Source organism: Gordonibacter sp. RACS_AR68 (assembly GCF_030418485.1).
GTDB lineage: Bacteria > Actinomycetota > Coriobacteriia > Coriobacteriales > Eggerthellaceae > Gordonibacter > Gordonibacter urolithinfaciens.
On the sequence record NZ_JAIPUP010000001.1, the window covers coordinates 81,468 to 108,156 of the forward strand.

Annotated in this window: 23 protein-coding genes; 10 read left to right on the plus strand and 13 right to left on the minus strand. The window is 65.5% G+C overall.

The genetic code is table 11. The annotated features are described in order from the left end of the window. The first annotated feature begins 38 nt into the window (after positions 1–38). Genes K9U15_RS00335 through K9U15_RS00345 form a run of 3 tightly spaced genes read left to right on the plus strand, consistent with a single transcriptional unit; the run spans position 39 to position 3,983 of the window. Entirely contained in the window at positions 39–1,667 is a 1,629-nt protein-coding gene (locus tag K9U15_RS00335; protein ID WP_227115125.1) for a LuxR C-terminal-related transcriptional regulator, read from the plus strand. Between the two features lie 18 nt (positions 1,668–1,685). Next, entirely contained in the window at positions 1,686–2,723 is a 1,038-nt protein-coding gene (locus K9U15_RS00340) for a low specificity L-threonine aldolase (RefSeq protein WP_096227686.1), read from the plus strand. Between the two features lie 18 nt (positions 2,724–2,741). Further along, complete coding sequence (locus tag K9U15_RS00345) at positions 2,742–3,983, plus strand: 4Fe-4S binding protein (RefSeq protein WP_241557634.1); 1,242 nt, start codon at positions 2,742–2,744, stop codon at positions 3,981–3,983. An 89-nt stretch (positions 3,984–4,072) separates the two neighbouring features. Here K9U15_RS00345 and K9U15_RS00350 read toward each other — a convergent pair whose 3' ends face one another. The 7 genes from K9U15_RS00350 to K9U15_RS00380 form a co-directional block, all read right to left on the minus strand. After that, positions 4,073–5,077, minus strand: a complete 1,005-nt coding sequence (locus tag K9U15_RS00350; protein ID WP_123673269.1) for an SMP-30/gluconolactonase/LRE family protein — start codon at positions 5,075–5,077, stop codon at positions 4,073–4,075. A 71-nt stretch (positions 5,078–5,148) separates the two neighbouring features. Then, positions 5,149–6,369, minus strand: a complete 1,221-nt coding sequence (locus K9U15_RS00355; RefSeq protein ID WP_123673173.1) for an MFS transporter — start codon at positions 6,367–6,369, stop codon at positions 5,149–5,151. A 348-nt stretch (positions 6,370–6,717) separates the two neighbouring features. Beyond that, positions 6,718–7,047: a 4Fe-4S binding protein gene (locus tag K9U15_RS00360; protein WP_123673171.1), complete on the minus strand. Its 330-nt coding sequence runs from the start codon at positions 7,045–7,047 to the stop codon at positions 6,718–6,720. Beyond that, positions 7,044–9,362 carry a molybdopterin-dependent oxidoreductase gene (locus K9U15_RS00365; RefSeq protein ID WP_301155410.1) on the minus strand — a complete coding sequence of 773 codons (2,319 nt, stop codon included), beginning with the start codon at positions 9,360–9,362 and terminating at the stop codon, positions 7,044–7,046. Before K9U15_RS00365 ends, K9U15_RS00360 begins: the two co-directional genes overlap by 4 nt. 54 nt (positions 9,363–9,416) lie before the next feature. Next, the gene (locus tag K9U15_RS00370) at positions 9,417–9,752 is read right to left on the minus strand and encodes a 4Fe-4S binding protein (protein ID WP_301155411.1); all 336 of its coding nucleotides are present in this window, start codon (positions 9,750–9,752) and stop codon (positions 9,417–9,419) included. Then, positions 9,745–12,111 carry a molybdopterin-dependent oxidoreductase gene (locus tag K9U15_RS00375; protein ID WP_096227679.1) on the minus strand — a complete coding sequence of 789 codons (2,367 nt, stop codon included), beginning with the start codon at positions 12,109–12,111 and terminating at the stop codon, positions 9,745–9,747. The genes K9U15_RS00370 and K9U15_RS00375 overlap by 8 nt, the downstream gene beginning before the upstream one ends. A 94-nt stretch (positions 12,112–12,205) precedes the next feature. Then, the gene (locus tag K9U15_RS00380; protein WP_301155412.1) at positions 12,206–13,453 is read right to left on the minus strand and encodes an MFS transporter; all 1,248 of its coding nucleotides are present in this window, start codon (positions 13,451–13,453) and stop codon (positions 12,206–12,208) included. 281 nt (positions 13,454–13,734) lie between these two features. On the opposite strand from K9U15_RS00380, the gene K9U15_RS00385 reads away from it, so the two are divergent. Further along, positions 13,735–14,664, plus strand: a complete 930-nt coding sequence (locus K9U15_RS00385) for a LysR family transcriptional regulator (RefSeq protein ID WP_049784142.1) — start codon at positions 13,735–13,737, stop codon at positions 14,662–14,664. A gap of 307 nt (positions 14,665–14,971) precedes the next feature. Here the strand turns inward: K9U15_RS00385 and K9U15_RS00390 are convergent, their stop codons facing one another. Further along, on the minus strand, positions 14,972–15,211 hold the full coding sequence (locus K9U15_RS00390; protein ID WP_015540025.1) for a hypothetical protein: 240 nt from the start codon (positions 15,209–15,211) through the stop codon (positions 14,972–14,974). 175 nt (positions 15,212–15,386) lie between these two features. After that, positions 15,387–16,568 (minus strand): pyridoxal phosphate-dependent aminotransferase, encoded by a 1,182-nt coding sequence (locus tag K9U15_RS00395; protein ID WP_015540026.1) that lies wholly within the window; start codon positions 16,566–16,568, stop codon positions 15,387–15,389. A 316-nt stretch (positions 16,569–16,884) separates the two neighbouring features. On the opposite strand from K9U15_RS00395, the gene K9U15_RS00400 reads away from it, so the two are divergent. Next, complete coding sequence (locus tag K9U15_RS00400; RefSeq protein WP_301155413.1) at positions 16,885–17,316, plus strand: DUF2871 domain-containing protein; 432 nt, start codon at positions 16,885–16,887, stop codon at positions 17,314–17,316. An 87-nt stretch (positions 17,317–17,403) separates the two neighbouring features. Here K9U15_RS00400 and K9U15_RS00405 read toward each other — a convergent pair whose 3' ends face one another. The 4 genes from K9U15_RS00405 to K9U15_RS00420 form a co-directional block, all read right to left on the minus strand. Next, positions 17,404–19,149: a bifunctional diguanylate cyclase/phosphodiesterase gene (locus K9U15_RS00405; protein ID WP_301155414.1), complete on the minus strand. Its 1,746-nt coding sequence runs from the start codon at positions 19,147–19,149 to the stop codon at positions 17,404–17,406. A gap of 174 nt (positions 19,150–19,323) precedes the next feature. Then, on the minus strand, positions 19,324–19,764 hold the full coding sequence (locus K9U15_RS00410; RefSeq protein ID WP_301155415.1) for a universal stress protein: 441 nt from the start codon (positions 19,762–19,764) through the stop codon (positions 19,324–19,326). Between the two features lie 307 nt (positions 19,765–20,071). Further along, complete coding sequence (locus tag K9U15_RS00415; RefSeq protein WP_301155416.1) at positions 20,072–20,542, minus strand: MarR family winged helix-turn-helix transcriptional regulator; 471 nt, start codon at positions 20,540–20,542, stop codon at positions 20,072–20,074. A 241-nt stretch (positions 20,543–20,783) separates the two neighbouring features. After that, positions 20,784–21,497, minus strand: coding sequence for a sulfite exporter TauE/SafE family protein (locus K9U15_RS00420; protein WP_087191745.1), 714 nt, complete (start codon positions 21,495–21,497; stop codon positions 20,784–20,786). A gap of 172 nt (positions 21,498–21,669) precedes the next feature. Between K9U15_RS00420 and pxpB the strand changes: the two genes are divergently transcribed. From pxpB to K9U15_RS00445, 5 genes are all read left to right on the plus strand, one after another. Then, the gene (gene pxpB / locus K9U15_RS00425; RefSeq protein WP_087191744.1) at positions 21,670–22,398 is read left to right on the plus strand and encodes a 5-oxoprolinase subunit PxpB; all 729 of its coding nucleotides are present in this window, start codon (positions 21,670–21,672) and stop codon (positions 22,396–22,398) included. A 1-nt stretch (position 22,399) separates the two neighbouring features. After that, on the plus strand, positions 22,400–23,593 hold the full coding sequence (locus K9U15_RS00430; protein WP_301155417.1) for a biotin-dependent carboxyltransferase family protein: 1,194 nt from the start codon (positions 22,400–22,402) through the stop codon (positions 23,591–23,593). A gap of 21 nt (positions 23,594–23,614) precedes the next feature. Further along, entirely contained in the window at positions 23,615–24,082 is a 468-nt protein-coding gene (gene accB, locus K9U15_RS00435) for an acetyl-CoA carboxylase biotin carboxyl carrier protein (protein WP_087191742.1), read from the plus strand. 15 nt (positions 24,083–24,097) lie between these two features. Beyond that, positions 24,098–25,447 carry an acetyl-CoA carboxylase biotin carboxylase subunit gene (accC, locus tag K9U15_RS00440; protein ID WP_087191741.1) on the plus strand — a complete coding sequence of 450 codons (1,350 nt, stop codon included), beginning with the start codon at positions 24,098–24,100 and terminating at the stop codon, positions 25,445–25,447. A gap of 252 nt (positions 25,448–25,699) precedes the next feature. Beyond that, positions 25,700–26,539 (plus strand): putative hydro-lyase, encoded by an 840-nt coding sequence (locus tag K9U15_RS00445; RefSeq protein WP_096227671.1) that lies wholly within the window; start codon positions 25,700–25,702, stop codon positions 26,537–26,539. The last annotated feature ends 150 nt before the right edge of the window (positions 26,540–26,689 follow it).

Consider the following 26,689-nt stretch of genomic DNA (forward strand, 5'->3'; position numbering starts at 1 on the left):
TTACCATGTTGCCATTATACGAACGGGGAGGATCGGTTTTGGCATATCAAGCGCCCCATGAGGCAGCGGCCCGCACAGCCGAGCGGGCATCCGGCCGCCTGGAGCCGACCGCAGACGGTCATGCTGGCACCATCGCAAAGCAAACAGAAGACGAGCACAGCGCCCGGCAGACACCGGGCGACTTCTTGCGCACCTGCGCACAGCTCTGGCCGCTCGTGGTGGGCCTTGCGTTCGGACGGGCAGGGCTTATCGTTGCCAGCTATGGCAGCTACACCAGCACGGACGAGGGCATCTTCACCGACGGCGCCATGCTCGTGACCTTGAGCGTACTGGCCGTGTTCTTCGTCGTCATATCGGTTGGCAAGGTCTCCCTCGGCAAGCGCGTCACGAACGCCGCCATGCGCATCTGCATCGCGTTGGAGGCCTTCACGCTCGTGGCCTTGGCAACGCCCGAGCTGGCCGATATCAACAACCCAGCCGTAAGGTTCGCCTTGAGCGCACTCTGCACGCTCGTGTCGTCGGCCACCATCTACTACTGGCTGCGCCGAGCCCGCGGCACCGGCACCATCGTCGCGGCCCTGTTCGTGTTCTCGGCTCTCATCTTGAGCGAAGTCGAAATCTACCTGTGCACGCTGCTGCCCGTCGCCGTGGGGAACCTGGTTGCCACCGTGCTCGTGCTGGTGCAGTACCCGTGCATGCTTTGGGCCAGAAAACGCACGCAGCCGCACGACATCGCGGCAGGAGCATCGCAGTCCAACGACTATTTCGGCTTCACGAAGACCATGATCCAGAGCAAGCAGTTCCTCGCGGCCACGGCCATCGGCATAGGCGTCCTCTCTGTCGTGATCGGCTTGCTGCGCGGCTATCCCAGCGGCGAGGCCATCGCGTTCACACCGGTGACACGCGCAGCGTATGGCCTGCTCACCGTCGGTATTAGCGGTGCTATCATAGCGCTGGTCCTGCACGGCCGCCAGCGGGTGCTCACCGTGGGCATCTTCATCGTCATGGAGCTTCTGGCCTGCCTCGCGCTCGTTGCCTATGCCGCCTTCCCCGACATGTTGGACATAGGCGCCGTGTTCACCACCACGCTCAACGCGCTCATGGTGGCTTTCACCTGGTACGTCGTCATCGCGTTCATGAGCTACGGTTGGCGCGACCCGTACTACTACGCCATCGCCGGCTGGCTCGTGTGGCTGGGATGCCGCGCTATCGCGCGCGTGGCGCTGTTGGGGTCGTTCGACCTTGTGCCGAACGAGACGCTCATGAATGCGCTCATGGGATCATGCATCGTCGTATCGGCCCAGGTCATTTTCGTGCAGTTCCTGAACATCGCACGCCGCGACGTTCAGGAACAGGAGCAGCAGAACGCCCGGCAGGAGAGTGTCCTCGTGAAGATCATGGGACTGGACGAGCACGAGAGCCTGGCCGACGTGCGCCAGGCGTCCATGAAGCACAACGCCGAGGAGATGGGGCGGCAGTTCCTGCTGTCCGACCGCGAGATGGAGGTGCTCGCGCTCTACGCGCTCGGCTACACCCAGAAGCGCGTGGCCGAGGAGCTCTACATCACGCCGGGCACCGCCCATGCGCATATCAAGCGCATCTATGCGAAGACCGGCTTGCACTCGCGCCAGGAAATCCTAGACTATATGCAACAGTACACATCGTAGAACGGGGAGGGGCAACCGGTGCTTCATTTCGATTCGGACTATATGGAGGGTGCGCATCCGGCCATCATCGAGCGGCTGGCTGCAACAAACCTCGACCAGACGAGCGGCTACGGCACCGACGAGGTGTGCGAGCGCGCCCGCGGCCGCATCCGCGAGGCGTGCGCGTGCCCCGAGGCTGCCGTGTACTTCCTCGTGGGCGGCACGCAGGCGAACGCCGCGGTGGCCGACCAGATCCTGCGACCGTGGGAGGGCATCATCTCCGCCACAACCGGGCATATCACCGCCCATGAGGCGGGCGCGGTGGAGGCGTGTGGACGCAAGACGCTGCCGCTGCCGCAGCACGACGGGAAGCTGGACGCCGCCGAGGTGCGGGCGCTCTGCGAGGCGTACTGGGCCGACGAGAACCGCGAGCACATCGTGGCGCCCGGGGCCGTGTATATCTCGCATCCCACCGAGTACGGCACCGTCTACTCGCTGGCCGAGCTCGAGGCGCTTTCGCAGGTGTGCCGCGACTTCGGCATGCGGCTGTTCATGGACGGCGCGCGCCTGGGCTACGGCCTTGCCGCCGTGGGTGCCGACGTCACGCTGCCCGACATCGCGCGTTTGTGCGACGCGTTCTATATCGGCGGCACGAAGGTGGGCGCACTGTGCGGCGAGGCCGTGGTGTTCACCAAGCCGGAGCTCGACGACCACTTCTTCACGCTCATGAAGAAGCGCGGGGCGCTGCTGGCGAAGGGGCGTTTCCTGGGGCTGCAGTTCGACGTGCTGTTCGAGGAGGAGAACAGCGGGCTGCGCTACGTGAACGCCGGCCGCCACGCCGTGGCGCTCGCGCAGCGCCTGGCCGAGGGGTTCCGCGCGAAGGGCTACGACCTGCACCTCGACTCGCCCACCAACCAGCAGTTCGTCGCGCTGGACGACGCCTCCAAGGCGCGCCTGGCCGAGCACGCCTCGTTCGGCTTCTGGGAGCTCACGCCCGACGGCCGCACCGTCGTGCGCTTCGCGACCAGCTGGGCCACACGGCCCGAGGCCGTCGACGAGCTGCTGGCCCTGTTGTAAGGGAAGAAGGGGGCTGCCGTGCCCGATCTGATCGCCATAGCCGAGCGCCTGGCCGAGCGGCCGCCGATGGCAGCGCTCGACGGCGGGCGCTGCCTGCGCGTGCGCGACCGCGAGTCCTCGTGCGCCGCCTGCGCCGAGGCGTGCCCCGTCGGAGCCATCGTCGTGCGTGCGGCGGCCGTGGAGGGGGCCGCGTTCTACGGCTCGGTGGACGCGGTGAGGGACGCCGGCCCGCGCATCGACGACGAGGCATGCGTGCGCTGCGGCGCCTGCGTGGTCGCCTGCCCCACGAACGCGCTGCTAGCGCTGCCGCCGCTCGACGATGGAGGGCTGATCGCGCAGGTGGACGCCGCTGGCACTGCAGCGCGCGAGCGGGCGGCCGCGGAAACGGCGGCCGCGGGCGCATCGAACAGCGTCGGGGAAGAAGCCGCAACGCCCATCGAGCCGCCAACCGCCGGCTTCGCCTGCGAGCGGCTGGCGCAGGCCCTGCGCCTCGACGGCAGCCGCGTCGTCGTGCTGCCATGCCTCGCGTGGGTCGACGTGGCGCTGCTCGTCCACCTGGCCTGCAACGGCGCCGAGCGCATCGCCGTTCCGCTTGATGCCTGCCCGTCATGCGAACTGACCGATGCCGCGGAGCTCGTGCGCGCCGCCGTCGACGGCTCCCGACGCATCTGCGCCGTGGCGGGAATCGACGCCACCTTCGAGACGGCCGACGGCGCCAGCCTGCGCGACCTCGAAGCTGCGCCCGAGGCCGATGCCACCGGCGAGCTTTCCCGCCGCGGCCTGTTCGCCCAGGTAGGAGCCTCGCTGCTCGATACTGCGCGGGCAGAGACCGCCCGCCAGCTGCAATCGCTCGCGGACGCCCCTGTGGGCGACGATGCCCCGATCAAACCCGACACCCGCCGCTGGCAGCTGCTCGACGACCTGCACGCCGCAGGACTCGCTGGCGATGACGCGGTCGTCCCCCGCGTGCTCGCCCCGCGCATGAGCATCGACGTGGAGCGATGCTCGGGATGCGCCCAGTGCGCCCTGTTCTGCCCCACCGAGGCCCTGCGAAGAATCGGCCGGGCGCCCGGCGGCCGCACCCTGCTCGAATTCGACCCCGCCCGCTGCCGCGACTGCGGCGTCTGCGAGGCCACCTGCCGCTACGGCGCCCTCACCTGCGAGGAGACCCTCACCGCCGCCGAGCTCTTCGCCCTCGACCCCCAGGAGATCCTCATACCCAAACGCCGCGTCCTCCCCGAGCGCCAATCAAACGCCTGAGCTCCGCACGGCATGCCAGCAGGCAGTTTGCGAATACGAACGGAGGGGGACGCATGCCGAACCCCCTCCCCGTCAAATTTTATGTCCCTTTACTTCTCCCCCGTTTCAGCCGTCACGGCTATACGGTAGATGTTGCTGCTTCCGAACTCGCAGATATAGAGGTACCCGTCGTGAATGCAGAGGTTGTCGACGAAGATATCGGCGTCCTCCGGGGCGGGTATGCGCTCTATCTGGAAGCCGTCCTTGTCGAACACCAGCACTTCCTTCGCCTCGAGGTGGGCCACGTAGAGGTTGCCGTCAGCATCGACGGTGATGCCGTCGGGGCCATGGCCGCCGTCCATGCGTGCGAACACATAGGGCGTGGCACGGCCCAACGTGTACGCCGCCGACGGGATGCACACGAGCGAGTTCGTGTTGAACTCGGCAACGTAGATGAACTGCCCATCGGGCGAGAGCGTGATTCCGTTCGGGTAGGCAATGCCATCCTGGATGAGCTGCAGCGCAGGCTCGTCCTCGTCGTACTTCACGTAGTAGACGCAACCGATCCTCTTGAAATAGTCCGACTGCCCGGGGTCGGTGAAGTAGGCGCCGCCCTGGCCGTCGAGCACGAGGTCGTTCAAGCCGTTGAACGGAGTGCCGTTGAAGTTGGGAACCCAAACGGAATACTCTCCCGTCTCGGTGTCGTACCGGCAGAGCCCCTGGGAACGGTCGGTGATAAGCATGGTGGTGCCGTCGATGAACTTGGCACCGTTCGGCATCGATTTCCCCTCGTTGTCGTGAACGGTCACGGCCTCGCCGTCCACCACCTTGTGGATGCGGCCCTTGACCACGTCGATGAACCACAATGTCCCATCTTGTGAGAAGTTGAGGCCTTCGATCAGGCCGCCATCCTCCACATGCGCCACCAGCTCCCAGCTGGCACCCTCCGCCAAAACCGACGGCTGGGCCTCCGCTTGCGGCTGCTCCTTCGGGTCGGCATCGTTCGCCGTCGCCGGCTCCGACGAGCAACCGGCGATCATCCCCATGGCCGCCACGCCGCCCATCAGGCCGAGCCCCTTCACGAAGCTCCTCCGGTTTACCATTGTCTCGTCCATAGCTTCCTCCTCGTCTTTGTTTTCCCCTTGCACGCGCCAAGCTTTCCGTTATCCTTCTCGCCGCACCTCCCTCAATCGAACCTGCACGCGATGACCAGGGCAGCCCCCGCCAAACCCGCCGCACACAGCACCGCACCGCAGAGCGCCCACTGCGTCAGGTCGGGCCCAAGCAGAAGCGACGGAACGAACGACCCGAGGAACTGGCCAAGCGACTGCACGAGCAGCAGCACGCCCATCCCGACGCCAAGAAGCTCCGGCTTGCCGAGCATGCGCGGGTACGCGGCCACGACCACGGTCGGTGCGCCCATCGCGAACAATCCCATGGCCACGGCCGCCGCCCACATGACCGGACCCGTCGTCGTCAAGAGCAGCAACGCGCATGGCGCCATGGCGAGCATCCCCGTAAGGTAGAGCGGCTTGTTTCGCCCGAAACGATCGGAGAGCCGGCCGAACGCCAACGACGACACGATGGCCAGCAGCATGGGAAGCGTGCTGGCGAACCCCGATTCCACCGCCCCCGCGCCCCGCTGCTGCATCGCCGTCGGCGCGAACGACAGCACGCTCAGCAAAAGCATCTGGAACAGCGCAAACGGCACTAGGAAGCACCACGTGTCGCGCGCGAGGAACACACGCAGCCTCCCTTCGTCCAATACCAGTCTGCGCGGGGTCGTCCCTGAAGGAACGCGCTCGTCAACAAGATCGCCCGCCGCATCGTTTTGCGGCACCTTCACCGCCACCTGCAAAACCACCCCCGAGAGCGCCGCCAGGCCCGCATAGGCGAGGCAAAGCCCGCGAAAACCCACCGCCTCGTACAGCACGGGCGTCGAGATGCCCGCCAGCGTCGCCCCGAGCATGCCCCCGAGCATCCAGATGCCCGTGGCCGATCCGATGCAGCGAGGATCGACACAGCGCTGCATGACCAACGGCCCGCTCGCGACGATGGCGACCAAACCCAGGCCCTCGAGGGCCCGCAGGGCGAGCAGCATGGGCGCCGCGTTGGCGAACGCCGAGGCCAAGGCGGCAAGGCCGGCCAGGAACGCCGCGCCCACCATGAGCCTTTTCGCCCCGATCCGTCCGGCAAGGCCCCCGACAGGCAGGGCGGCGACAATCCCGACGAGCGTGAACACCGACATGAGCCACGAAGCGCTGCCGGCATCCATAGAGAACTCGTCCATGACGCGTTCCATGATGGTGGGTATCTGGTACTGGATAACCGTCACGGACAGCGCGACCAGCATGAGCGGCAACGCCACCCGCACATAGTGCCGGCGCGCACCGCCTTCGCGCCTCATGGACGCCCGCCTCGCGCTAGCTGGCCGAACCTGGAGGCTGCGGGGCCCCCGGCTTCGCGGGTGCCCCGGGCATTCCCGGCGCCGCCGGCGGCTTCGGCGCTCCCGGAGCACCGGGCGCGCCGGGAGCGCCCGGCATGGGGGGCATTGCGGCCTGGGGCAGGTCGGCGCCACACGCGGAACACGTCGTGGCGTCCCCGGCACAGGTTGCGCCGCACGCAGGGCAGGTCTTGTCGGGGGCGACCGTGGCTGGTCTGAAGCACATAGGATTCTCCTTGTCTGTCGAAACGTTTGCGTTGTCCTCGGCCGGCACCACGCATCGCCGGGTGCCGGCCGCCTCTATCCGGGAGCCTAGGAGAAGACCACGCACCGCGTCTTCTCGGCGGCCTTCGCCGCCAGCTCCTCGGCCGGCCCGAGCGCCATGCAGTGGGCCGGGCAGTGGTGGGCGCAGGCGGCGTCCTTGCCCTCGGCCAGGCGGGAGGCGCACAGGTCGCACAGCGAAGTGGGCATGGGCAGGAAGTTGTACTCCCACCTGCCGTTCTCCAGCTCGCGGGGGCCGTCCTGGAGCACGCGGATGCCGTGCTGGCCCGCGGGCAGGCCCAAATGCTTCTTGCAGGCCACCTCGCAGGCGTGGCAGCCCGTGCAGAACTCGTAGTCGATCATCAATGCGTTAGCGCTCATTTCGAGTACCCGTCCTTCCTCGTCACGCATGCCGTGGGCAGCTCGGCGCTGTTCTCCTCCGTGCAGGCGTACACACGGCAAAGCTGGTTCTTGTACGGGGCACCGTAACCGGTCGGCCCGTTCTCGCACTGCGGCAACAGGTTGTTGATGTTGGAGTCGAACACCCCGAACAGGACAGGTTCCGCGGCCTCCTGCTCCGGGAACCACCAGCCGTGCTCGGCGCGCACCACGCGGTCGTCGAGCGAGGGGTTCACGTGCAGCTTCTGGCGGCAGCGGCCGCGATGGTTCTCCAGCCAGCACCAATCCCCCTCGGACAGCCCTGCGGCCTCGGCAGCCTTCGGGCTCATCTCGAACAGCGGGTCGGGGTGGAACTCGCGGCTCGTCTCCAGCTGGCGATGCTCGGAATGGAAGAACTCCACCGAGCGCGCGCCCGTCGTCAGCACGAAGGGGTACTGCTCGTACAGCTCCGGCGAGGCGTACGGCGAGCAGGATGGCTCCTCCCACTGCGGCAGCGGGTCGTAGCCCCACAGCGCGAAGATGCTGTTGTAGAGCTCGACGCGGCCGGACGGCGTGTTGAAACCGGGCTGCCCGTCGGGGCGCAGCAGGCCCTTCTCGTGCTTGCGGTACTCGAACGCGGGATAGACGTACACGTCCTTGCACAGCTGGTCGAAGTCGCCGTCGTAACCTGGCGTGTCGTTGACGAGGATGTCGTTCGTCCAGCCGATGTCGTCGGTCCAGGGGAAGTTCTCGGGATGCAGGCGGCGTCCGAGATCCGTGACGATGGTGTCGTCGGAACGCACGTCGGCGAACTGCGTCACCTTCTTCATGCCGCGCAGCGGCACCCACCACACGCGCTGCGTGTTGCGCTCGCAGCTCATGGACGCCGGCAGGAACACGTCGGCAAACGCCACGGCCGTGGGGGTGAGGAACGGGTCGGACACCACGACGAAGTCGAGGGTGCGCACCGCCCGGTAGACGCGCGGCGCGTCGGACGCCATGTTGGCAATAGGGTTCGTGGAGGAAAGCCAGAGCATGCGGATGGGATACGGCTTGCCGGTCTCGACGGCCTGCAGGATGGAGTCCGAATGGGCCGTGGAGCTGAACCCGGCCTTGGACATGAGCGGGTACTCCGCGCCGATGCGCTTGGCCTGCACCTCGGCGGGAAGGGTCTGGTAGCCGTAGTTGTACGACACGTTCTGCTCGAACGCGTTGCGGATGATGATGTTACCGCCCGGCACGTCCGTGTTGCCAGTGACGGCCCACAGCGCGTTGATGGCCTGCGCCGTGGGGATACCGACAACCGCCTGGTCGATGGGCAGGCCCCAGTGGATGGTGGCGGGCTTGGCCTTCGCGTAGGCGCGCGCCGCCCCGATTATGGTGTCCTTCGGAACCCAGCACACCGCCTCTGCCCGCTCCGGCGTCCATTCCTTGACGCGCTCGGCAAGCTCGTCGAACCCGTAGCACCACTTCTCGACGAACTCGCGGTCGTAGAGGTCCTCGGAGATGATGACGTTGAGCATGGCCAGGGCGAGCGCGCCGTCGGTGCCGGGGCGCAGGCGCAGCCAGTAGTCGGAACGGGCCGCCAACCAAGTGAGCGACGGGTCGACGGTGATCAACCGGCTGCCGCGCTGCATGCAGTCGACGACCCAGCCGCCGTAGAAGTTGTCGGAGTTCGAGGCGATGGGGTTGCATCCCCAGACCACGATCATCTCGGGCGGAACCCACTCGGTGTTCTCGGTGTCGTAGCGGCTCTCGAACTGCTGCGACATGTCGGCGATGAGGAAGTCGCCGTTCATGGAGGCCATGGCCGCCGAGCGCGGCTGGAAGCACGACTCGCCCGAGAGGAATCCCAGGCAGAAGTTCGGCGAGCCGAACGCCGCATAGCACAGGTACGGGATCTGCCAGCAGTTGTTGCGGCCGGTGCCGATCATGCACGCGATGGACTCGGCGCCGTAGTCCTTCCAGATGGCGCGCACCTTCTCCTCGATGATGTCGTAGGCCTCGTCCCAGGTGACGGGCTCCCACTTGTTCTCGCCGCGCTCGCCCGCCCGCTTGAGCGGACCGGTCGGCCGGTCGGGATGGTTCACGGCTTCGGGCATCTCCAGGCAGCGCATGCACAGCGTGCCCTGGTTGAAGGGGCAGTCGGGATCGCCCTCCACCTTCTCCAGCTTGCCGTCCTTCGTGTAGTACAGCACGCCGCAGCCGTCATGGCAGCCGGGTCCCGACCACACCGTCGTGCGCGTCACCGTGTAGTCGCCGTCTCGCCACTCCACCTCGCCCTTATGGGCCTCGTAGTAGCTATTGGCCTGATCCATTGCTTCTCCTTCCATAACCGCGCCGGGCGGCAGGGCACCCGGCGCGAACCGTCGTTACTGAGCGGGAACGAACAGCGCGCGGTCGACCTTCCCGTCGAACCGTGCCGCCAGCTCCTCGGCCGGCCCGAGCGCCATGCAGTGGGCCGGGCAGTGGTGGGCGCAGGCGGCGTCCTTGCCCTCGGCCAGGCGGGAGGCGCACAGGTCGCACAGCGAAGTGGGCATGGGCAGGAAGTTGTACTCCCACCTGCCGTTCTCCAGCTCGCGGGGGCCGTCCTGGAGCACGCGGATGCCGTGCTGGCCCGCGGGCAGGCCCAAATGCTTCTTGCAGGCCACCTCGCAGGCGTGGCAGCCCGTGCAGAACTCGTAGTCGATCATCAATGCGTTAGCCATAGATAGCACCCACCTTCACGTCGCCGTTGGACTCGTCGATTACCTTGGAATAGCCCCCGCGCCTCGTGACCTGCTCGCCCGGCAGGACACGGCTGTTCTCCTCGGTGCACGGGTACACGCGGCACAGCTGGTTCGCGTACGGGGCGCCGAAGCCGGTGTCGCCGTTCTCGCACTGCGGGGTGAGGTTGTTGATGTTGGAATCGAACACGCCGTACAGGTTCGGCTCCGCCCCCTCGGTCTCGGGGAACCACCAGCCGTGCTCGGCGCGCACCACGCGGTCGTCGAGCGAGGGGTTCACGTGCAGCTTCTGGCGGCAGCGGCCGCGCTGGTTCTCGATCCAGGCCCAATCGCCCTCGGAGATGCCCGCGGCCTCGGCGGCGGCAGGGCTCATCTCGAACAGCGGGTCGGGATGCAGCTCGCGCGACGTCGTGCCCTCCTGGCGATGCTCGGAATGGAAGAACTCGAAGGACCGCGCGCCGGTGGTCAGGACGAGCGGGTACTTCTCGGCGAGCTCGGGGCTGCTCACCGGGGAGCAGCTGGGCTCCTTGAAGTCGGGCAGCGGGTCGTAGCCCCACAGCATGAGGTTCGTGTTGTACAGCTCGATGCGACCGGACGGCGTGTTGAACCCGGGCTGCCCGTCGGGGCGCAGCAGGCCCTTCTCGTGCTTGAGGTAGGTGAACGCCGGGTAGGACCACACGACCTTCTGCGCCTCCTCGAAGCTCTTGTAGGGCAGCTCGTCGTTCGTCTCGTGCTCGAAGATGTGGTTGATCCATCCCACGTTGTCGTCCCAGGGGAAGTTCTCGGGGTGCAGGCGCTTGCCCACCATGGTGACCAGGTCGTCGTCCGAGACGCACTCCTCGTACTGGGTGACCTTGGTGAGCGTGCGGTTCGGAACCCACCAGCAGCGCTGCGAGTTGCGTTCGGGAGACATGGCGGCCGGCAGCACCAGATCGGCGAAGGCGATGGCGGTTGGCGTCATGAACAGGTCGTTCACCACCACGAAATCGACGCTCTTCAAGGCGCGGAACAGGCGCGGCGCGTCGGCGCCCATGTTGGCGATGGGGTTCGTGGACGTCATCCACACCATGCGGATAGGATACGGCTCGCCAGTCTCGATGGCCTTCAGCACGGAGTCCGCATGGGCGGAGGAGCTGTAGCCCGCACGGCTCATCAGCGGGAACTCGGCCCCCAGGCGCTTCGCCTGCACCTCGGGCGGCAGCAGGTGGTACCCGTAGCCGTACGAGAGGTTCTGGTCGAAGGCGTTGCGGATGATGATGTTGCCGCCGGGATTGTCCACGTTGCCCGTGATGGCCCACAGCGAGTTGACGGCGCACGCGGTGGCGGTGGCGTTGGTGGTCTGGTCGAGCTTGAGCCCCCACTGGATGGCGGCGGGGTCGGCCTGGGCGTACAGGCGGGCGGCGCCCACGATGTCCTCGGCCTCGACCCAGCAAACCTCCGCAGCCCGCTCGGGCGTCCAGTCGCGCACGCGCTCGGCAAGCTCGTCGAAGCCGTAGCACCACTTGGCCACGAAATCGTGGTCGTAGAGGTCCTCGGAGATGATGACGTTGAGCATGGCCATGGCCAAAGCCGCGTCGGTGCCCGGGCGCACGCGCAGCCAGTACGCCGAGCGGGAGGCCAGCCAGGTGAGCGACGGGTCGATGGTGATCATCTTGGAGCCGCGCTGCATGCAGTCCACGATCCAGCCGCCGAAGAAGTTGTCGGAGTTCGAGACGACCGCGTTGCAGCCCCAGTTCACGATGACTTCGGGGCAGCGCCAGCCCGTGCTCTCGTCGTAGCGCTTCTCGAACTGCTGCGAGCAGTCGGCGATCATGAAGTCGCCGTTCTGCGACGCCATCGACGCGGAGCGCGGGCAGAAGCAGGAGTCGCCGGCCAGATAGCCCATGGAGAAGTTCGGCGATCCGAACGCCGCGTAGCACAGGTACGGTATCTGGTCGCAGTTGTTGCGCCCGGTGCCGATATGGCAGACGATGGACTCGGGGCCGTAGTCCTTCCAGATGGCGCGTACCTTTTCCTCGATGAGGTCGAGCGCCTCCTCCCAGGACACGCGCTCCCATCTGTTCTCGCCCCGCTCGCCGGCACGCTTCATGGGGTGGCCGAGGCGCGTGGGGTTGTTCACGAACTCGGGCATCTCCAGGCAGCGCATGCACAGCGCGCCCTGGTTGAACGGGTTATCGGGGTCGCCCTCCACCTTCTCCAGCTTGCCGTCCTTCGTGTAGTACAGCACGCCGCAGCCGTCGTGGCAACCGGGCCCCGACCAGGCGGTCGTGCGCGTGACGGTGTACTCGCCGTCCTGCCACTGCCATTCGCCTCGGTGGCTTTCGTAGTAATCGTTCGACATGGATGTCTCCTCTCTTTGTTGCTTCGATGTGCGAACCGAACAGGGGAAGCGGGCAATCCTCCTGGAATGCCGTGCGCTTGGCGCGCCGTCTCGCTTAGGCGTCGTGATGCAGCTCGACCTTGCCGTAGCCGTCATCGTATTCGGACATATCGGTGAAGCCCGCCAGCACGAACTGGAGCACGCCCAGCACCACGATGACGATGCTGCAGGGAAGCAGCAGGTCGGTGACCGCCTGCGCGCCCAGCAATCCCATGACCAGCGTTGCCACCGGGGTCGCAAGGAAGCAGCCGGCCTGATGGAACGCCGTGTTGAACCCCATGGCGCGCGTGGCTGCGCCAATGGGCACCAGGTTCGTGATCATGTTGCCCGTGGCGGGGATCACGATGGCGAAGCCCCAATGCCCCACGAGGAACGTCGCGATGTACACCACGAGGTTGAAGCTGCCCGGCTGCGCGTTGAGGGCGCAGACGACGTACAGCACGCCCAGGAACAGCCCCGCTACCGGCAGCGTCCACTTCTTGAGCTTCTTGTACACCGGCCCCAGCGTGAAGCCCGTGACGGCGCCCACAAGCGTCATGGCCGAGAGCACCCAACCGGAGATGGCCGAGTCGGGCAGCACGAACGAGCAGTACAGGATCGTGGGCATGGCGAACGCAACGATAAGCGTGAGCATGAGCATGTACAAAAAGGCGATGGGCGGTATCTTCGTCTTCACCTCGCCGCCCGTCTCGGCAGCGAGCTCGGCCGCCTGCTCGGAATCACGCTCGGGCTCTTTCAGCATGAAGATGACGATGACGAGCGGGATGATGCCGATCAGGTAGACCAGGAAGCACGCCTGCCAGCTCACAAGCGCAAGGTACCCGCCGGCAAGCTCCATGATCAGGCTGCCAAGATTGAAGAACGCCATGCCGGCGCCGAGGATGCTCGCGCGCTTGTTCTCGTTGTCGAACGTCTTGAACGTGAGCGCCTGGGCGAGCGGGTACGACCACCCTACCGCGAAGCCGAACACGAAGCGCGATGCCAGCAGCATGCCGAACGACTCGCCGCTCCCCATGAAGAACGGCCAGCATCCTGAAACGATGTACAGGACGATGGCGGCTATGATGGAGGTGCGGTACTTGATGAACAGGCCCGTGACCGCGCCCGAGATGATGCCCGACGGAATCATGCCGAGCGCCACCATGCTGATCACGTAGCCGATGTTCGGCCCCGCCTCCGGGAACGCCGCCCCCATGGTGGCCAGGCCAGCGTTGACGCCTCCTTGGGAGGCGCCGAGCGCGAAGATCGCCATGATGGGAATGATCGCCTTGTTGAACCCCTCTTTAACCTGTGCGGAACTCATAGAATTCCCCTTCCTCTCGGCTGTTCTGCCGAATTCGGCCCGCTTCCCCGTTCGGTCCGGCATCGGATGGGGCGCATTATAGGAAGGGCATGCCGCATGGAAATAATGATAAAAAGCTCCGCGATGGATTCTTTTTATGCCTGCCGCCCATGCCACCCGGGAATTCGAACCATGCCGGGCGAATGTGGTATGTTGGTTCGAGCGAGAGGTGGAAAAGGGAATCTCATAGATCGAAAAACACATCGTTGACCTCGGTGGTTATAACAGGGGGCGAGTCGGCTTTGGATATCAGCGCCTTCAACGAGTTCGTCGAGCTGGCCAAGAGGCTGAACATCACGGAAACAGCCCGCATGCTCAACATGTCCCAGCCAACGCTGAGCAAGCACATCATCTCGTTCGAGAAGGAACTGCGCTTGTCGCTGTTCGAGCGGACGGGATCTGCCATGCGCCTCACCGAGGCCGGCAATGCGCTGCTCCCCTTTGCATACAAGATCCTCGATGCGCAGAGCATGTTCTACGAGGAGGCACGCCGCATAAAGAGCGAGGCGCCGGCACGCCTTTCCGTGACGGGACTCACCGACGAGACGGTCGTGATGGCCCTGCTCGGACGCTTCATCACCTCTGCGGAAAGCGAGTACGGCACCGGCTTCATCCAGGTTCGAAGCTGCCACCATAAACGGCCCATCGACTTCGTCAAGGCCGGCTCCATCGACGTCGCCTTCGATTACTTCGAACCCAGCGAGCTCGATGACGACACCGTGGGGGCCGTGATCGTGGGCCGTTGCCCATGGGCCGCCATCGTCGACGCCGGCCACCCCTTCGCAAACCGCGCATCCATCGACATCGAGGATCTTCGCCACGAGACGCTGGTCAGGATAGAGGGCGCGCACGTCAGCGAGGCATGGCGGTTTATCGAGCGGGCCTGCCTGCTCAACGGGTTCGCACCGAAAACACGGCGAAGGTACTCCATGCGCCTGACCGATCTTCTCACGCTCTCGTCGACCATCGGCAACGACGTGCTCATCGCCGGGGTCAACTTCGTGAAGCGCATCGAAGCGGGGCTCCCCTCGTCATGCCGCGTGATCGAGCTCACCGGCGAGGCGACCTCGTTTCCCCTTTCGGCCCTGTACCACATAGGGAACCTCAACCCGGCGCTCGATCGCTTCATCGACTTCATGGAAGCCGACCTTGCCGAGCGCGAACACTGTTAGGAATTGCCATGCCCTGCTACCCGTGCAACCACTGCAACAAATGCGGGATATTCTCCCTCAAACTTGAGCTCACCTGCTCCTCATGCGGCGAACCCGTCAAGCCAGGCGCAGCCGCGTGCCCTTCGTGCCATGAACCCTATTTGCACAACATGAGGCGCGGGGCTATCGGCAAGCCACAGGGAGCATCCGACTATTACACGGCCCAGGAAGCGCTCCGCGCGAATGGCGAAAGCCGAGCACTATGACAAGGGGCGCGCCGTTGCGATAACGGCGCGCCCCTTGCTCTAAAGATCCAACAGCCAGATTCTCACATCCGGCGTTCGCGATAATCGGCAAGCGCCCGCTCGACAATCTCCTTGTTCATGCAAACCGTCCACGTGGGCTCCGAAACGCTTTGCTGGACGGCCATGCCCTCCACACCGAGGAGCACCTGGGGCTCGCCGTTCGTTTCAGTCACCTTTACCTGCGCCTTCATGGCCCCAGGCTCGAATACGTAGTGGTCGATGCCCGTCGCCTCGTCGTACACGTGCTCCGATACCGTCAGCATGTTCTCCTCCTGTCGATCGCCGCCTACTTGACGTTGCTCGCAGTGTAGGTTCTGACCAGCGCATAGGGGAAATGCGGTTTTGCCGAACGCTCTATGCCGTGGCGGCATACCCCGCAACGAAGCGACGGCGGCCCTCCGGCCGCCGTCGCTTCGTTGCGCGCGAAGTTGGGAGCCCCTACCCCCGGTACTCCTCCATGAGCGCCTTGAACGCGGGCATCGAGCGCTCGATGGTGGCGCGCGAAACGCAGTAGCTCACGCGCACCCAGCCGGGCACGCCGAAGCTGTCGGAGGGCACCAGCAGGAGCTCATGGGCCTTCGCGCGGTCGCTGAACGCCTGGGCGTCGTCCTCAAGCGCGCGCACCCACAGGTAGAACGCGCCGTCGGGCTCCACGAACTCGTAGCCCAGCGCGCCCAGGCCCTCGGTAAGCAGGCGGCGGTTCTCGGCGTAGGACGCCACGTCGCTCGGCTCGTCGATACAGGCGGCAATCACGCGCTGGAACAGCACCGGCGCGCATATGAACCCGAGCGCGCGTCCCGCGCCTGCCACGGCCGTGGACACCTCGGCCGCATCGTCCATGAGGTCGGACACGTAGATATAGCCGATACGCTCGCCCGGCAACGAGAACGACTTCGAGTACGAGTAGCATACGATGGTGCGCGGCCACACGCACGGCACGTAGGGAACCTCGGCGCCGTAGGTGATCTCGCGGTACGGCTCGTCGCTGATGACGTAGATCTTGCGTCCCAGCTCGGCCTCCTTGCGCGCCAGCAGCGCGGCGAGGGCCTCCAGGTTCTCGCGCGTGTACACGGCGCCCACCGGGTTGTTCGGCGAGTTGATGATGACGGCGGCCGTTGCGGGTCCGATGGCCGCGTCCAGCGCATCGATGTCAAGCTGGAAGTCGGGCACGTGCGCCGGCACCTCCACGCGCGTGCAGCCGGCGGTCTCTATCCACACCTGGTACTCGGGGAAGAACGGCGCGATGACGACCACCTCGTCGCCCGGCTCCGTGACGGCGCAGATGGAGATGGCCAGGCCCGCCGCGGCACCCGCCGTCAGGTACACCTGGTCGGGCGAGGCCGGCACGTCGAAGCGGCGGCGGATATGGTCGGCCACCGCGGCCCGCACGCGCGGGTCGCCAGCCGCCGGCGAGTAGCCGTGCAGCGCGCTCGGCTCCTCCTCCATGAGCTCGAGCACCGCCTGCTTCACGGCGTCGGGCGCGGGCACGCTAGGGTTCCCGATGCTGAAGTCGAACACGCTGTCGGCGCCGATCTCCGCCTTGCGCGCCATGCCGTACGCGAACAGCTCGCGAATCGCGCTCGGCTCCGCTCCCAGCCCGTACATTCTCTCGTTCACCATGTGCACCACGTCCTCGTCTTCCCGCCTGCTTTAGATGATGAACAGGGTAGCACAACGAACGGCGCGCAAGACCAGCGGCGCGTGTACCGCCCGGCCGGGGGCGTGCCTGCCCGGCCGGGCCCTCGCCCTGAATGCCCGGTCGTGCAATGCGCCCGGCGATTGGTCGCACTTTCACCTGATTGCACGGTCGCACGGTCGGCGGGCTACCCGGTTGCCGAATCGCAACTTCGGAACAGTTTGCCCGAAAGCCTTGCATCCCCCTGGACGAACTCTCATAATGAACAACGTTCATTTATTGCTATTTGAAAGGAATCATATGAAGCGCCTCATCAACACGGCCCTCGTCTACCTCATTGCCGGTGCGGCCGCCGGCGTGTTCTTCCGCGAGTTCACGAAGCTCTCCGGCTTCGCCGGGCAGACCGCGCTCGGGTTCATGCATCCGCACCTGCTGGCGCTCGGCTTCCTCGTGTTCCTTATCGCCACGCTGTTCGCCCTCGCCAGCGACTTCACCGGCGACCGGCTGTTCAAGCCGTTCTACCTCGTATACAACATCGGGCTGGTCATCACGGCTGGCATGATGCTCGTGCGCGGGGTGGCGCAGGTGACGGGCACGGTCCTGTCGCTGCCCGACGCGGCCCTGTCCGGGATTGCGGGCATCGGCCATATCATGGTGGGCGTGGGGCTGGTGCTGCTCGTGATCATGTTCAAGCGCGTCGTCAACCGCAAGGCGGCCGCCGCGCGCGCTTAGCACGCGTCCGCCTGCCGCGCACAGCGGGAATCCAGCGGCGGCTGCCCGACGAACAGCATGCCAGCGCGTCGGGCGCTGCACACCCGCTTACGCGCCGAACAGCATCTGCTCGAACTCGGCCACCGGTACGGGACGTGAGAACACGTAGCCCTGCAGCATGTCGCAGTTGATGGCGCGCAGGCGGGCCGCCTGGCCGGGCTCCTCGACGCCTTCGGCCACCGTGCCCAAATCCAGCTTCTTCGCCAGGTCCACCACGGACTCCACCACGTCCCATTCGCGCTGGCCAGCATCGTCGCCGGCCGAGAAGAACGCGCGGTCGAGCTTCATCGTGTCTATGTCCACGTCCTTCAGCACATTGAGCGACGAATACCCGCTGCCGAAGTCGTCGAGCGAGCAGCGGTAGCCGCGCGCGTGCAGCAGGTCGATCACGCCCATGAACGTCTCGGGATCGCCGAACACCAGCGTCTCGGTCAGTTCGAACTCGATGAGCGATGCCGGCACGCCGTAGCGTGCGCGGATCTGCTCGTAGGGGGTGAGAAAATCCTGCTCGCGCAGGTGCGCGCGCGACATGTTCACCGAGATGGGCACCGGCTGCCGCCCCTGCTCGATCCACGAGGCCAACAGGGCGCACACCTGCTCGAACACGCACAGGTCAACGTTGATGATAAAGCCGTTGCGCTCGAAGTACGGCACGAAGTCGTCGGGCGGCACGAGACCGCGCGCCGGGTCGATCCACCTCACGAGCGCCTCGGCACCCCCGATGGAGCCGTCGGCCAGGCGTTGCTTGGGCTGGAAGTATGCCACGAACTCGCCCCGCTCGAGCGCGCCGTGCATGCGGTTCTCCATGTCCTGCTCGGACAGCAAATTCTGGCGGTCGACATCGCTGTAGAACACGCAGGTGAAATGGCGCGCATTCGACGCTTCCTTGCTGGAGCCGCGCGCGACGTTCGCCCGGTCGCGCACAAGCGTCATGGGCAGGCTCGTGTCGTCGATGGGGTACACGCCCACCGTGAACGAGAGGAAGTACGGCCGCTCCGCATCCACGTTGAAGCGGTTGACGTCCTGGACCATGCCGTCGATGCGCTCGTACATGGCCTGCTGGTCCTCGTTGCGCATGAGCACGTTGAAGGCGTCGGCGTTGATGCGGCCCACACATTCGTCCCCGTCGAGATGCGCGCGCAGGCAATCGTACACATAGCGCAGCACCATGTCGCCGCTTTCCGTGCCCTGTATCTCGTTGAGCAGCTTGAACTTCTTCAGATCCAGCGCCACCAGGGCGTAGGCCCCCGGCTCGGCCCGGTCGATGGCATGGCGGGCGGTCAGGTCGAACCGCGTTTGGTTGAAGCCCTCCGTCACGGGGTCAACGAACGCGAGCCGTTCCAGCTCCTCGTTCGCTTCCTCCAGATGTTGCCGCGCCTCCACCAGGTCGGTCACGTCGGTCATGGTGGTGTAGGACAGCTGGTAGCCGTCCACGTACTCGTCGAGGAACGTCGAGGCGAATTTCACCCATTTATGGCCGCCCTTCACGTTCAGCCCGGCGATGCACTCGTATCCACCCGTGTTCTTCTCGAAAGCCTCCGTCACATGCTCGGCAATGACGGCAAAGTCCTCGGGATTGTCCGCGAAGTAGAGATCGGGCCGATTGTGGAACAGCGCCTCGTACTCGTCTTTGGGATAGCCGATGAAGTCGTAGTAGTAGCGGTTGGCCCACACGAGCGTGAAGTGCTCGTCAACCTTGTGCTTGCTCACGCTCAGGCGAAGCGTGTCCACAAGAACGCTGTCGCCCTCGCTCACGAGCGACGAAGGGGCCGGACGATCGGGAACGTGCGTCATCGCGAGCTTCTCTCTGCCTCCGCCCATCGAACGCTCCGACGCCACATCCGCGGGCACCGCTAAATCAACGTGCCATTTTACGCCTTTTCACCGAGCGAAACCAGCAAGTGCAACCATTAAAGCAAAGATGGAAAACAAGGTAGGGAGCCGGGGCCGATCCGCATCGGATAAGGCTCAGGCCTGCTTCACCACCAGCACGTCGCAGCGCAGGTTGCGGATGAGGTAGGTGGACACGCTGCCCACGAACACGTACTTGATGTTGGAGAGCCCGCGCTCGCCGCACACTACCAAATCGGGCGCGAAGGGCTCGATAAGCTGCTCGGCCAGCGTTTCGGCCACGCGCCCCGCGCGCACCTGCACGTCGACGGACGGGATGGCGGGGTTCTCGCGCACCGCGCGAAGCTCGTCGGCGAGCTCGTCCTCGATGCGCATGACGCCTTCCGCGCACAGGGCTTCATAGTCGGCCCCGTTCGCCTCGTTGGGAACCGAGTCTACCACGTGGCCGAACAGGAGCCGTGCCCCGTTGTCGGCCGCGAGCGCCACAGCCCGCTGGGCCACCGCCTTCTGCGTGGATGCGCCGTCGAGTGCTGCGAAGATGCGTTGGTACTGCGCCATGGATGCTCCTTGCCTCGCCTTGCCCCTATTGTACCGGTTCCGATCCCCGTCCGTGAACCCCCAGCGCACGCCGTTTCGGCAACGGAATCGATAAGCGCGCGGTTGCAGTCGCAGCAGCGGAATGCGAGCAGGAGGAGATGCCGAACCAACGCATCGGCCCTGCCCGGAAGCCCAGCTGCCGTCCGGATCCCGCGGCGCGTACTGCAAGTAGGGCGCCTGCGGCAGCAACAGACGATCGCGATGCACGGGACGGCATGCAGCGCAGGAAGGGCCCGATGCTCCACGCACCGGGCCCTTCCCTCGAGCGCTAGCAGCAGTGGCAGCTGTGGGCTTTGCGGCCCTTCTTCTTGCCGTTGATGCCCTTGTCCTTGCAAGACAGGATGAGCTTCTCGGTAAGGGCGTTCAGCTGGGCCACCTCGTCGGCGGACAGGCAGTCGAGGATATCCTCGGCCGTCTTGTCGTTGGCGGCCACGCGCTTCTCGGCCACCTTGCGGCCCTCGTCGGTCAGCTTCACGGCATAGGTGTGCTTCGCGTCGCAGTCCTCGATGGTCACGTAGCCGTTGCGCTCGGCCTTCTTCACGATGCCCTTGAGGTCGCCGCGGTCCATACCCATGGTCTTCACCAACTCGCGCTGCGTGGTGCCGTCGTCCGCCAGCAGGGCGTTCAGCAGGGCGCCCTGGCCGCGCTTGTAGCTTTTCGGGCCGTTCTTGTGGAACGCGAGGCGCGTGAGCTTGCTGGCCTTCTTCAGTTGCGCCAGGGTCTTGGTTGCTTCGGTCATGAGGGGTTCCTTCTTTCGGTTCATCGTCTCTCTCTGTAATTGACGTTGACACTATAGTCTTGTTCCCCTCATGCGATCTATTATTCATATAATGTTCAAAGAACAATAGTTATCCGAGATGAATACGCATAGCTATATTATTCATGAATAATATAGCGAAAGATGATTCATGCTCCAAGCAAAACGAAACCGAGCCCCCGTCCGCCCGAAAGGGCACCCGTCGGCCAGAACCGTGGCGGGCCTATGACGTCACCAGCAGCACCACGCCGATGAACAGCAGCAGCACGTACGTGAGCTTCAGGAACTTCTCGCGGCTGATCTTCTTCTGCAGCTTGTTGCCCAGCACGGTGGCCACGATGGCCAACGGGATGCACATGACGATGATCTGCACGACGTCGCCCGTGAAGTGCCCTTGCTGGAACGCGATGCACGCGTAGATGAAGTTCAGCACCGTCCAGATGAGAGAGAGCGTGATGCGGAACTCCTGCTGGTCGCGCAACTTCTGCACAGCGTAGATCACCAGCAGCGCGCCGCCCGACACGAACATGCCTTGGATGAGGCCCGCCAGCGCCAGGATGATCCACAGCGCCCACTCCGGCAGGAACTTCTGGCGGGTGAAGATGAGGTTCTTCGCGCCGATGAACACGATCACGGCGCCGTATATCTTAAGCAGCACATGCAGCGGCATGAGCGTATCCAGCCAGATGCCCACCACCATGAACACGATCATGACGGCGATGATCTTGCCGAACTCGCGCCAGTTCACGTGCTTGATGTTCAGCACGGCCAAGAGGCCGCATGCGAAGAAGCCCATCGCGTTCAAGATAGACACCGTGGGGCTCAACCCCAAGAGCGTGGTGCCCACGGGCATGGCGAATATGTTGCCGGCAAAACCCGTGACCGCCTGCACGGTGTAGGCAAAGAAGAACGCCGCAAGAAACAGTGCTTTTTCCATATATGCTACAATCCTATCGAGATAACCGATAGATAAGTGTAGCATTGATGGGCAGAGCCATCGATGCGTACCGGTGGGCGATGCCGGTACCGGGCCCCTGCGGTCGTGCGGCGATGCGGCCGAACCCCTGCAATCGCGCAGCAGCGGCCCAACGGACGAGAAACGGAACCACATGGCGGGATTCAGCATCACCATCGCCGGCGATTCGGCGCTCAACCTGGAGTTCGCACACGCGATCTCCCCGGAGACGAGCGCGATGATCCGCCTGGCCGCGGAGAACCTCACTGCCGACCCCATCGAGGGCATCACCGAGCTCGTGCCCACGTTCTGCTCGCTCATGGTGTACTACAACCCCCTGGTGGTCACGTTCGACGAGCTGTCCGCGCACCTGCGCGGGAAGCTGCGCGACGTGGGCGAGGCCGACCTCTCCGTGCGCAAGATCGTGCAGATACCCGTGTGCTACGGCGGCGAGTACGGTCCCGACCTGGCCAACGTGGCCGCGCATGCCGGGCTCACCCCGCAGGAGGTCGTGAACATCCACACCGCGCACGATTACCTCATAGACATGCTGGGATTCCTGCCCGGGTTCGCGTACCTGGGCGGCCTCGACGAGCGCCTGCACACGCCGCGCCTCGCCACGCCGCGCACGCGCATCGAGCCCGGCAGCGTGGGCATCGGGGGCGCGCAGACGGGCATCTACCCGCTGGCCTCGCCCGGCGGCTGGCAGATAATCGGCCGCACGCCGCTGCGCCCTTACGACCCGGACCGCACCGAGCCCATTCTGTACGCGGCCGGCGAGTACCTGCGTTTCGTGCCCATCACAGCCGACGAGTACGCCGCCATCGAACAGCAGCTCGCCGCCAACACCTACGAGTACCAGATCTTCGTGGAGGACGAATAGCATGGGCCTCGTCGTCAGAAAACCCGGCGTGTACACGTCGATCCAAGACAACGGCCGCTTCGGCTACCAGGGCAGCGGCTTCTCCACGAACGGCGTTATGGACCGCCGCGCCTACGTCATTGCCAACTTGCTGGTAGAGAACGACCCGAACACCCCCGTGCTGGAGTTCGCGCTGGCCGGCCCCCTTTTGCGCTTCACCACCAAGACGATCATCGCCATCACGGGCGCCGACTTCGGCGCCACCATCGACGGGGAGCCCGCCCCGCGCTACACGGCCCTCATGGTGAAGCGAGGCTCCATCCTGCGCTTCGGCGCCGCGAAGACGGGCTGCTACGGCTACCTGGCCATCGCGGGCGGCAGCGTGCGCATACCCGAGATCATGGGCAGCCGCTCCACGAACCTGAAGTGCGAGTTCGGCGGCTGGAAGGGGCGCACGCTCATGACGGGCGACTACCTCCCGTTCGTCACCAAGGGCGTGGACTTCCTGCCGAATTTAGGCTCGCACCGCCTCGATGCGGGCAACGATGACGCCTTCTACGGCTTCGCAAATGACGAGGTGCTCGTGCGCGTGGTGCCCGGGCCGCAGGAAGACCTGTTCACCGACCAGGGCATCGAGACCTTCTACGGCCAAACCTACACCACCACCGCGAAGTGCGACCGCATGGGATACCGCCTGGACGGCCCGGAGATCGAGACGAGGCACGGGTCGGACATCATATCGGACGGCATCGCGTTCGGCGCCGTGCAGGTGCCCTCGCACGGGCGGCCCATCATCATGCTGGCCGACCGCCAGACCACGGGCGGCTACGCGAAGATCGGCACCATCGCCACCGTGGACATCCCCAAGCTCGTGCAGCGCCCGCCGGGCAGCCGCGTGCGCTTCGAGCCCGTGACGGTCCAGCAGGCCCAGGAATTGCTGCGCGCCGAAGCGCGCCAGTTCGAGATGCTGGCGCTGAAAGTGCGCCGACCCAGCGCCGACGGCATCTCGCCCCGCCGCACGGCCCGCCGCCTCACGCCCATCTTGGAGCGCCAGGCGGCGAAGACGCAGGCCGACACGCTGTGGATCGACCGCGCGAACCGCGCCGAGCGGGTGGGGAGCCGCAACGCGCTGCAGTACGACGAAACCCCCGACGAGAAGGCGGGCGCCAACGACGCCCCGCAGAATGCGAGCCGCGGCAACGGCCGCACCGCCTAGAGAAGTGCAAGGAGAAGCGCCATGGACACGAAAGCCATCGAAGAACTCATCGCCATCATGGACAAGGCCGAGCTCACGGCCCTGCGCGTGGACGACGGCGAGACGAAGATCGAGCTGGAGCGCAGCCACGGACCGCTGCCGTCGTCGGCCCTGCCGCTCATGGCCGACCGCGTGAGCGCGCTTCTGGCCGGCAAGACCGAGAGCCACGAGGCCGCGGCGCTCGAGGACGTGGACAAGGACTCGCTGCTGGTGCGCAGTCCCATGGTGGGCATGTTCTACCTGTCGCCCAGCCCCGACGAGGACCCGTTCGTCAAGGTGGGCCAAGAGGTGCTCTCCGGCCAGACCATGGCCATTGTGGAGGCCATGAAGATGATGAACGAGATAACGGCGCCCGCCCCCGGCGTGGTGGTGGAAGTGCTGGCCGCCAACGGGACGCAGGTGGAGTACGACCAGCCGCTGTTCCGCATCGCCACCGCAGAAGCGCGCTAGGGCGCGAGGGCTGCCATGTTCGAGAAGATCCTCATAGCGAACCGCGGCGAGATAGCCGTGCGCATCATCCGCGCGTGCCGCGCCATGAACATCAAGACCGTGGCCGTGTACTCCACGGCCGACAAGCATGCGCTGCACGTGTACCTGGCCGACGAGAGCGTGTGCATCGGGCCGCCCGCGGCGCGCGACTCGTACCTGAACATCGCCGCCATCCTGTCCGCCGCGAAGGGCACCGGCGCGCAAGCCATCCATCCGGGCTACGGCTTCTTGTCCGAGAACTCCACGTTCGCGAAGCTGTGCCGCGAGAACGACATCGTGTTCATAGGCCCCGCGCCCGAGGTCATCGACCGCATGGGTAACAAGAGCCAGGCCCGCAAGACCATGATGGAGGCCGGCGTGCCCGTGGTGCCCGGCACGAAGGAGCCGGTGCATGCGCCAGAGGAGGCGCTTGCGAAGGCGCGTGCCGTGGGCTGGCCCATCATGATCAAGGCGTCGTCGGGCGGCGGCGGCAAGGGCATGCGCGTGAGCCTGTCCGAGGACGACTTCTGCGAGCAGTTCTCCATCGCGCAGCGCGAGAGCGTGGGCGCGTTCGGCGACAACACCATGTACCTGGAGCGCTGCGTGCTGAACCCGCGCCACGTGGAGGTGCAGGTCATCGCCGACACGTACGGCACCGTGGTGGCACTGGGCGAGCGCGACTGCTCCGTGCAGCGCAACCACCAGAAGATGATCGAGGAGAGCCCCTCCCCCGCGCTGTCCGCGGAGGTGCGCGCCGAGATGCTGGACGCTGCCGTGCGCGCGGCGCAGGCCGTGGGCTACACGTCGGCCGGCACGATAGAGTTCCTGCTGGACGACCAGATGAACTACTACTTCATGGAAATGAACACGCGCGTGCAGGTGGAGCATTCCGTGACCGAGATGGTCACGGGCACCGACATCGTGCAGGAGATGATCCGCGTGGCGGCGGGCGACCCGCTCACGTTCACGCAGGACGACATCACGTATCGCGGCCACGCCATCGAGTGCCGCGTGAACGCCGAGCAGCCCGAGCGCGGCTTCCTGCCGTCGCCCGGCACCATCTCCCAGATGCACCTGCCCGGCGGCAACGGCGTGCGCGTGGACACGGCTGCCTTCGACGGCTACGAGATCTCGCCCTACTACGATTCCATGATAGCCAAGATCATCGTGCACGGCCGCGACCGCACCGAGGCCATCGCCAAGATGCGCACCGCGCTGGAGGAGATGGTGGTGGTGGGCGTGAAGACGAACCTGGACTTCCAGTACGCCATCATGGAGAACGAGACGTTCGCCGCCGGCGCGGCGGACACCAGCTTCATCGACCGCTTCATGAAGGGCGAGGTGTAGGGTACGGGGCTGCCGGGGCCCGTGCGGCACCGGCTTTTATATATGACTTTCCATGTCATGGAAGAGATCTTGCGCTATGGCATGATGCGAAGGAGCGCAGCAGAGCGCGATCTGGGGTTATGATGTTCGGAGCGGTATTTTTGCTGCTTCAGATGCAGCAGATCTTGCCATAGCCTCCGATTTCGTCCAGCACTCCTCATCGCCTGCGCGGCGTGCGATAATGGGGGCAGTTATCGAGAAGGGAGTTCTGCCATGTTGAATGCTCCGGAACCTGCCAAGCCCGAGGGCGTTGCCGACGAGGTTTGGGCCCAGATGCTTGCCGCGTCGCCGGTGGAGGCGCGTCGGCTGATCCGCTCGGGCGCGTTCACGGCGCCGACGAGCGGCCTGTGCCCCGGCTATGCGCAGGCGAACCTCATCGTGCTGCCGCGCGAGCAGGCCTACGACTTCCTGCTGTTCGCGCAGCGCAACCCCAAGCCTTGCCCGCTGCTCGAGGTCACCGAGACGGGCGCGCGCGAGGCCACCATCTGCGCCACCGACTGTGACATCGCCACCGACTTCCCGCGCTATCGCATCTACGAGCACGGCCAGCTGACAGCCGAGGTGGAGAACGTCGAGGACTACTGGCGCGACGACCTGGTGTCGTTCGTCATCGGCTGCTCGTTCTCGTTCGAGAGCGAGCTCATCGAGGCCGGCATCGAGATCCGGCACAACACCATGGGCTGCAACGTGCCCATGTACCTCACCGGCGTGCCGTGCACGCCCGCCGGCAGCATGTCCGGCAACATGGTCATGTCGATGCGCCCCATCCCGTATAACCAGGTGGTGAAGGCGGTGCAGATCTCCGGCGCCATCCCCAAGGTGCATGGCGCGCCCATCCACATCGGCAACCCTGCGGCCATCGGCGTGCGCGACCTGGCCCACCCCGAGTTCGGCGACCCGGTGGAGATCCGCGACGGCGAGGTGCCCGTGTTCTGGGCGTGCGGCGTCACGCCCCAGTCCATCGTCATGAACAGCAAGCCACCGTTCGCCATCACCCACGCCCCGGGATGCATGCTCATCACCGACACGAAGAACATCGACCTGAAAGAATAGAACCCCGGAACAACTGCTCTGCGAGGGAAAATCGTCGGGGCTGTATCAGCCTCGACACCAAGCAGCAAAAATCCCCCGCCTTTCTTTTTGGAAGGCGGGGGATTTTTGCTCTTGCAATTAAACCTTCAGTGTATTAGATTATGCGCTACA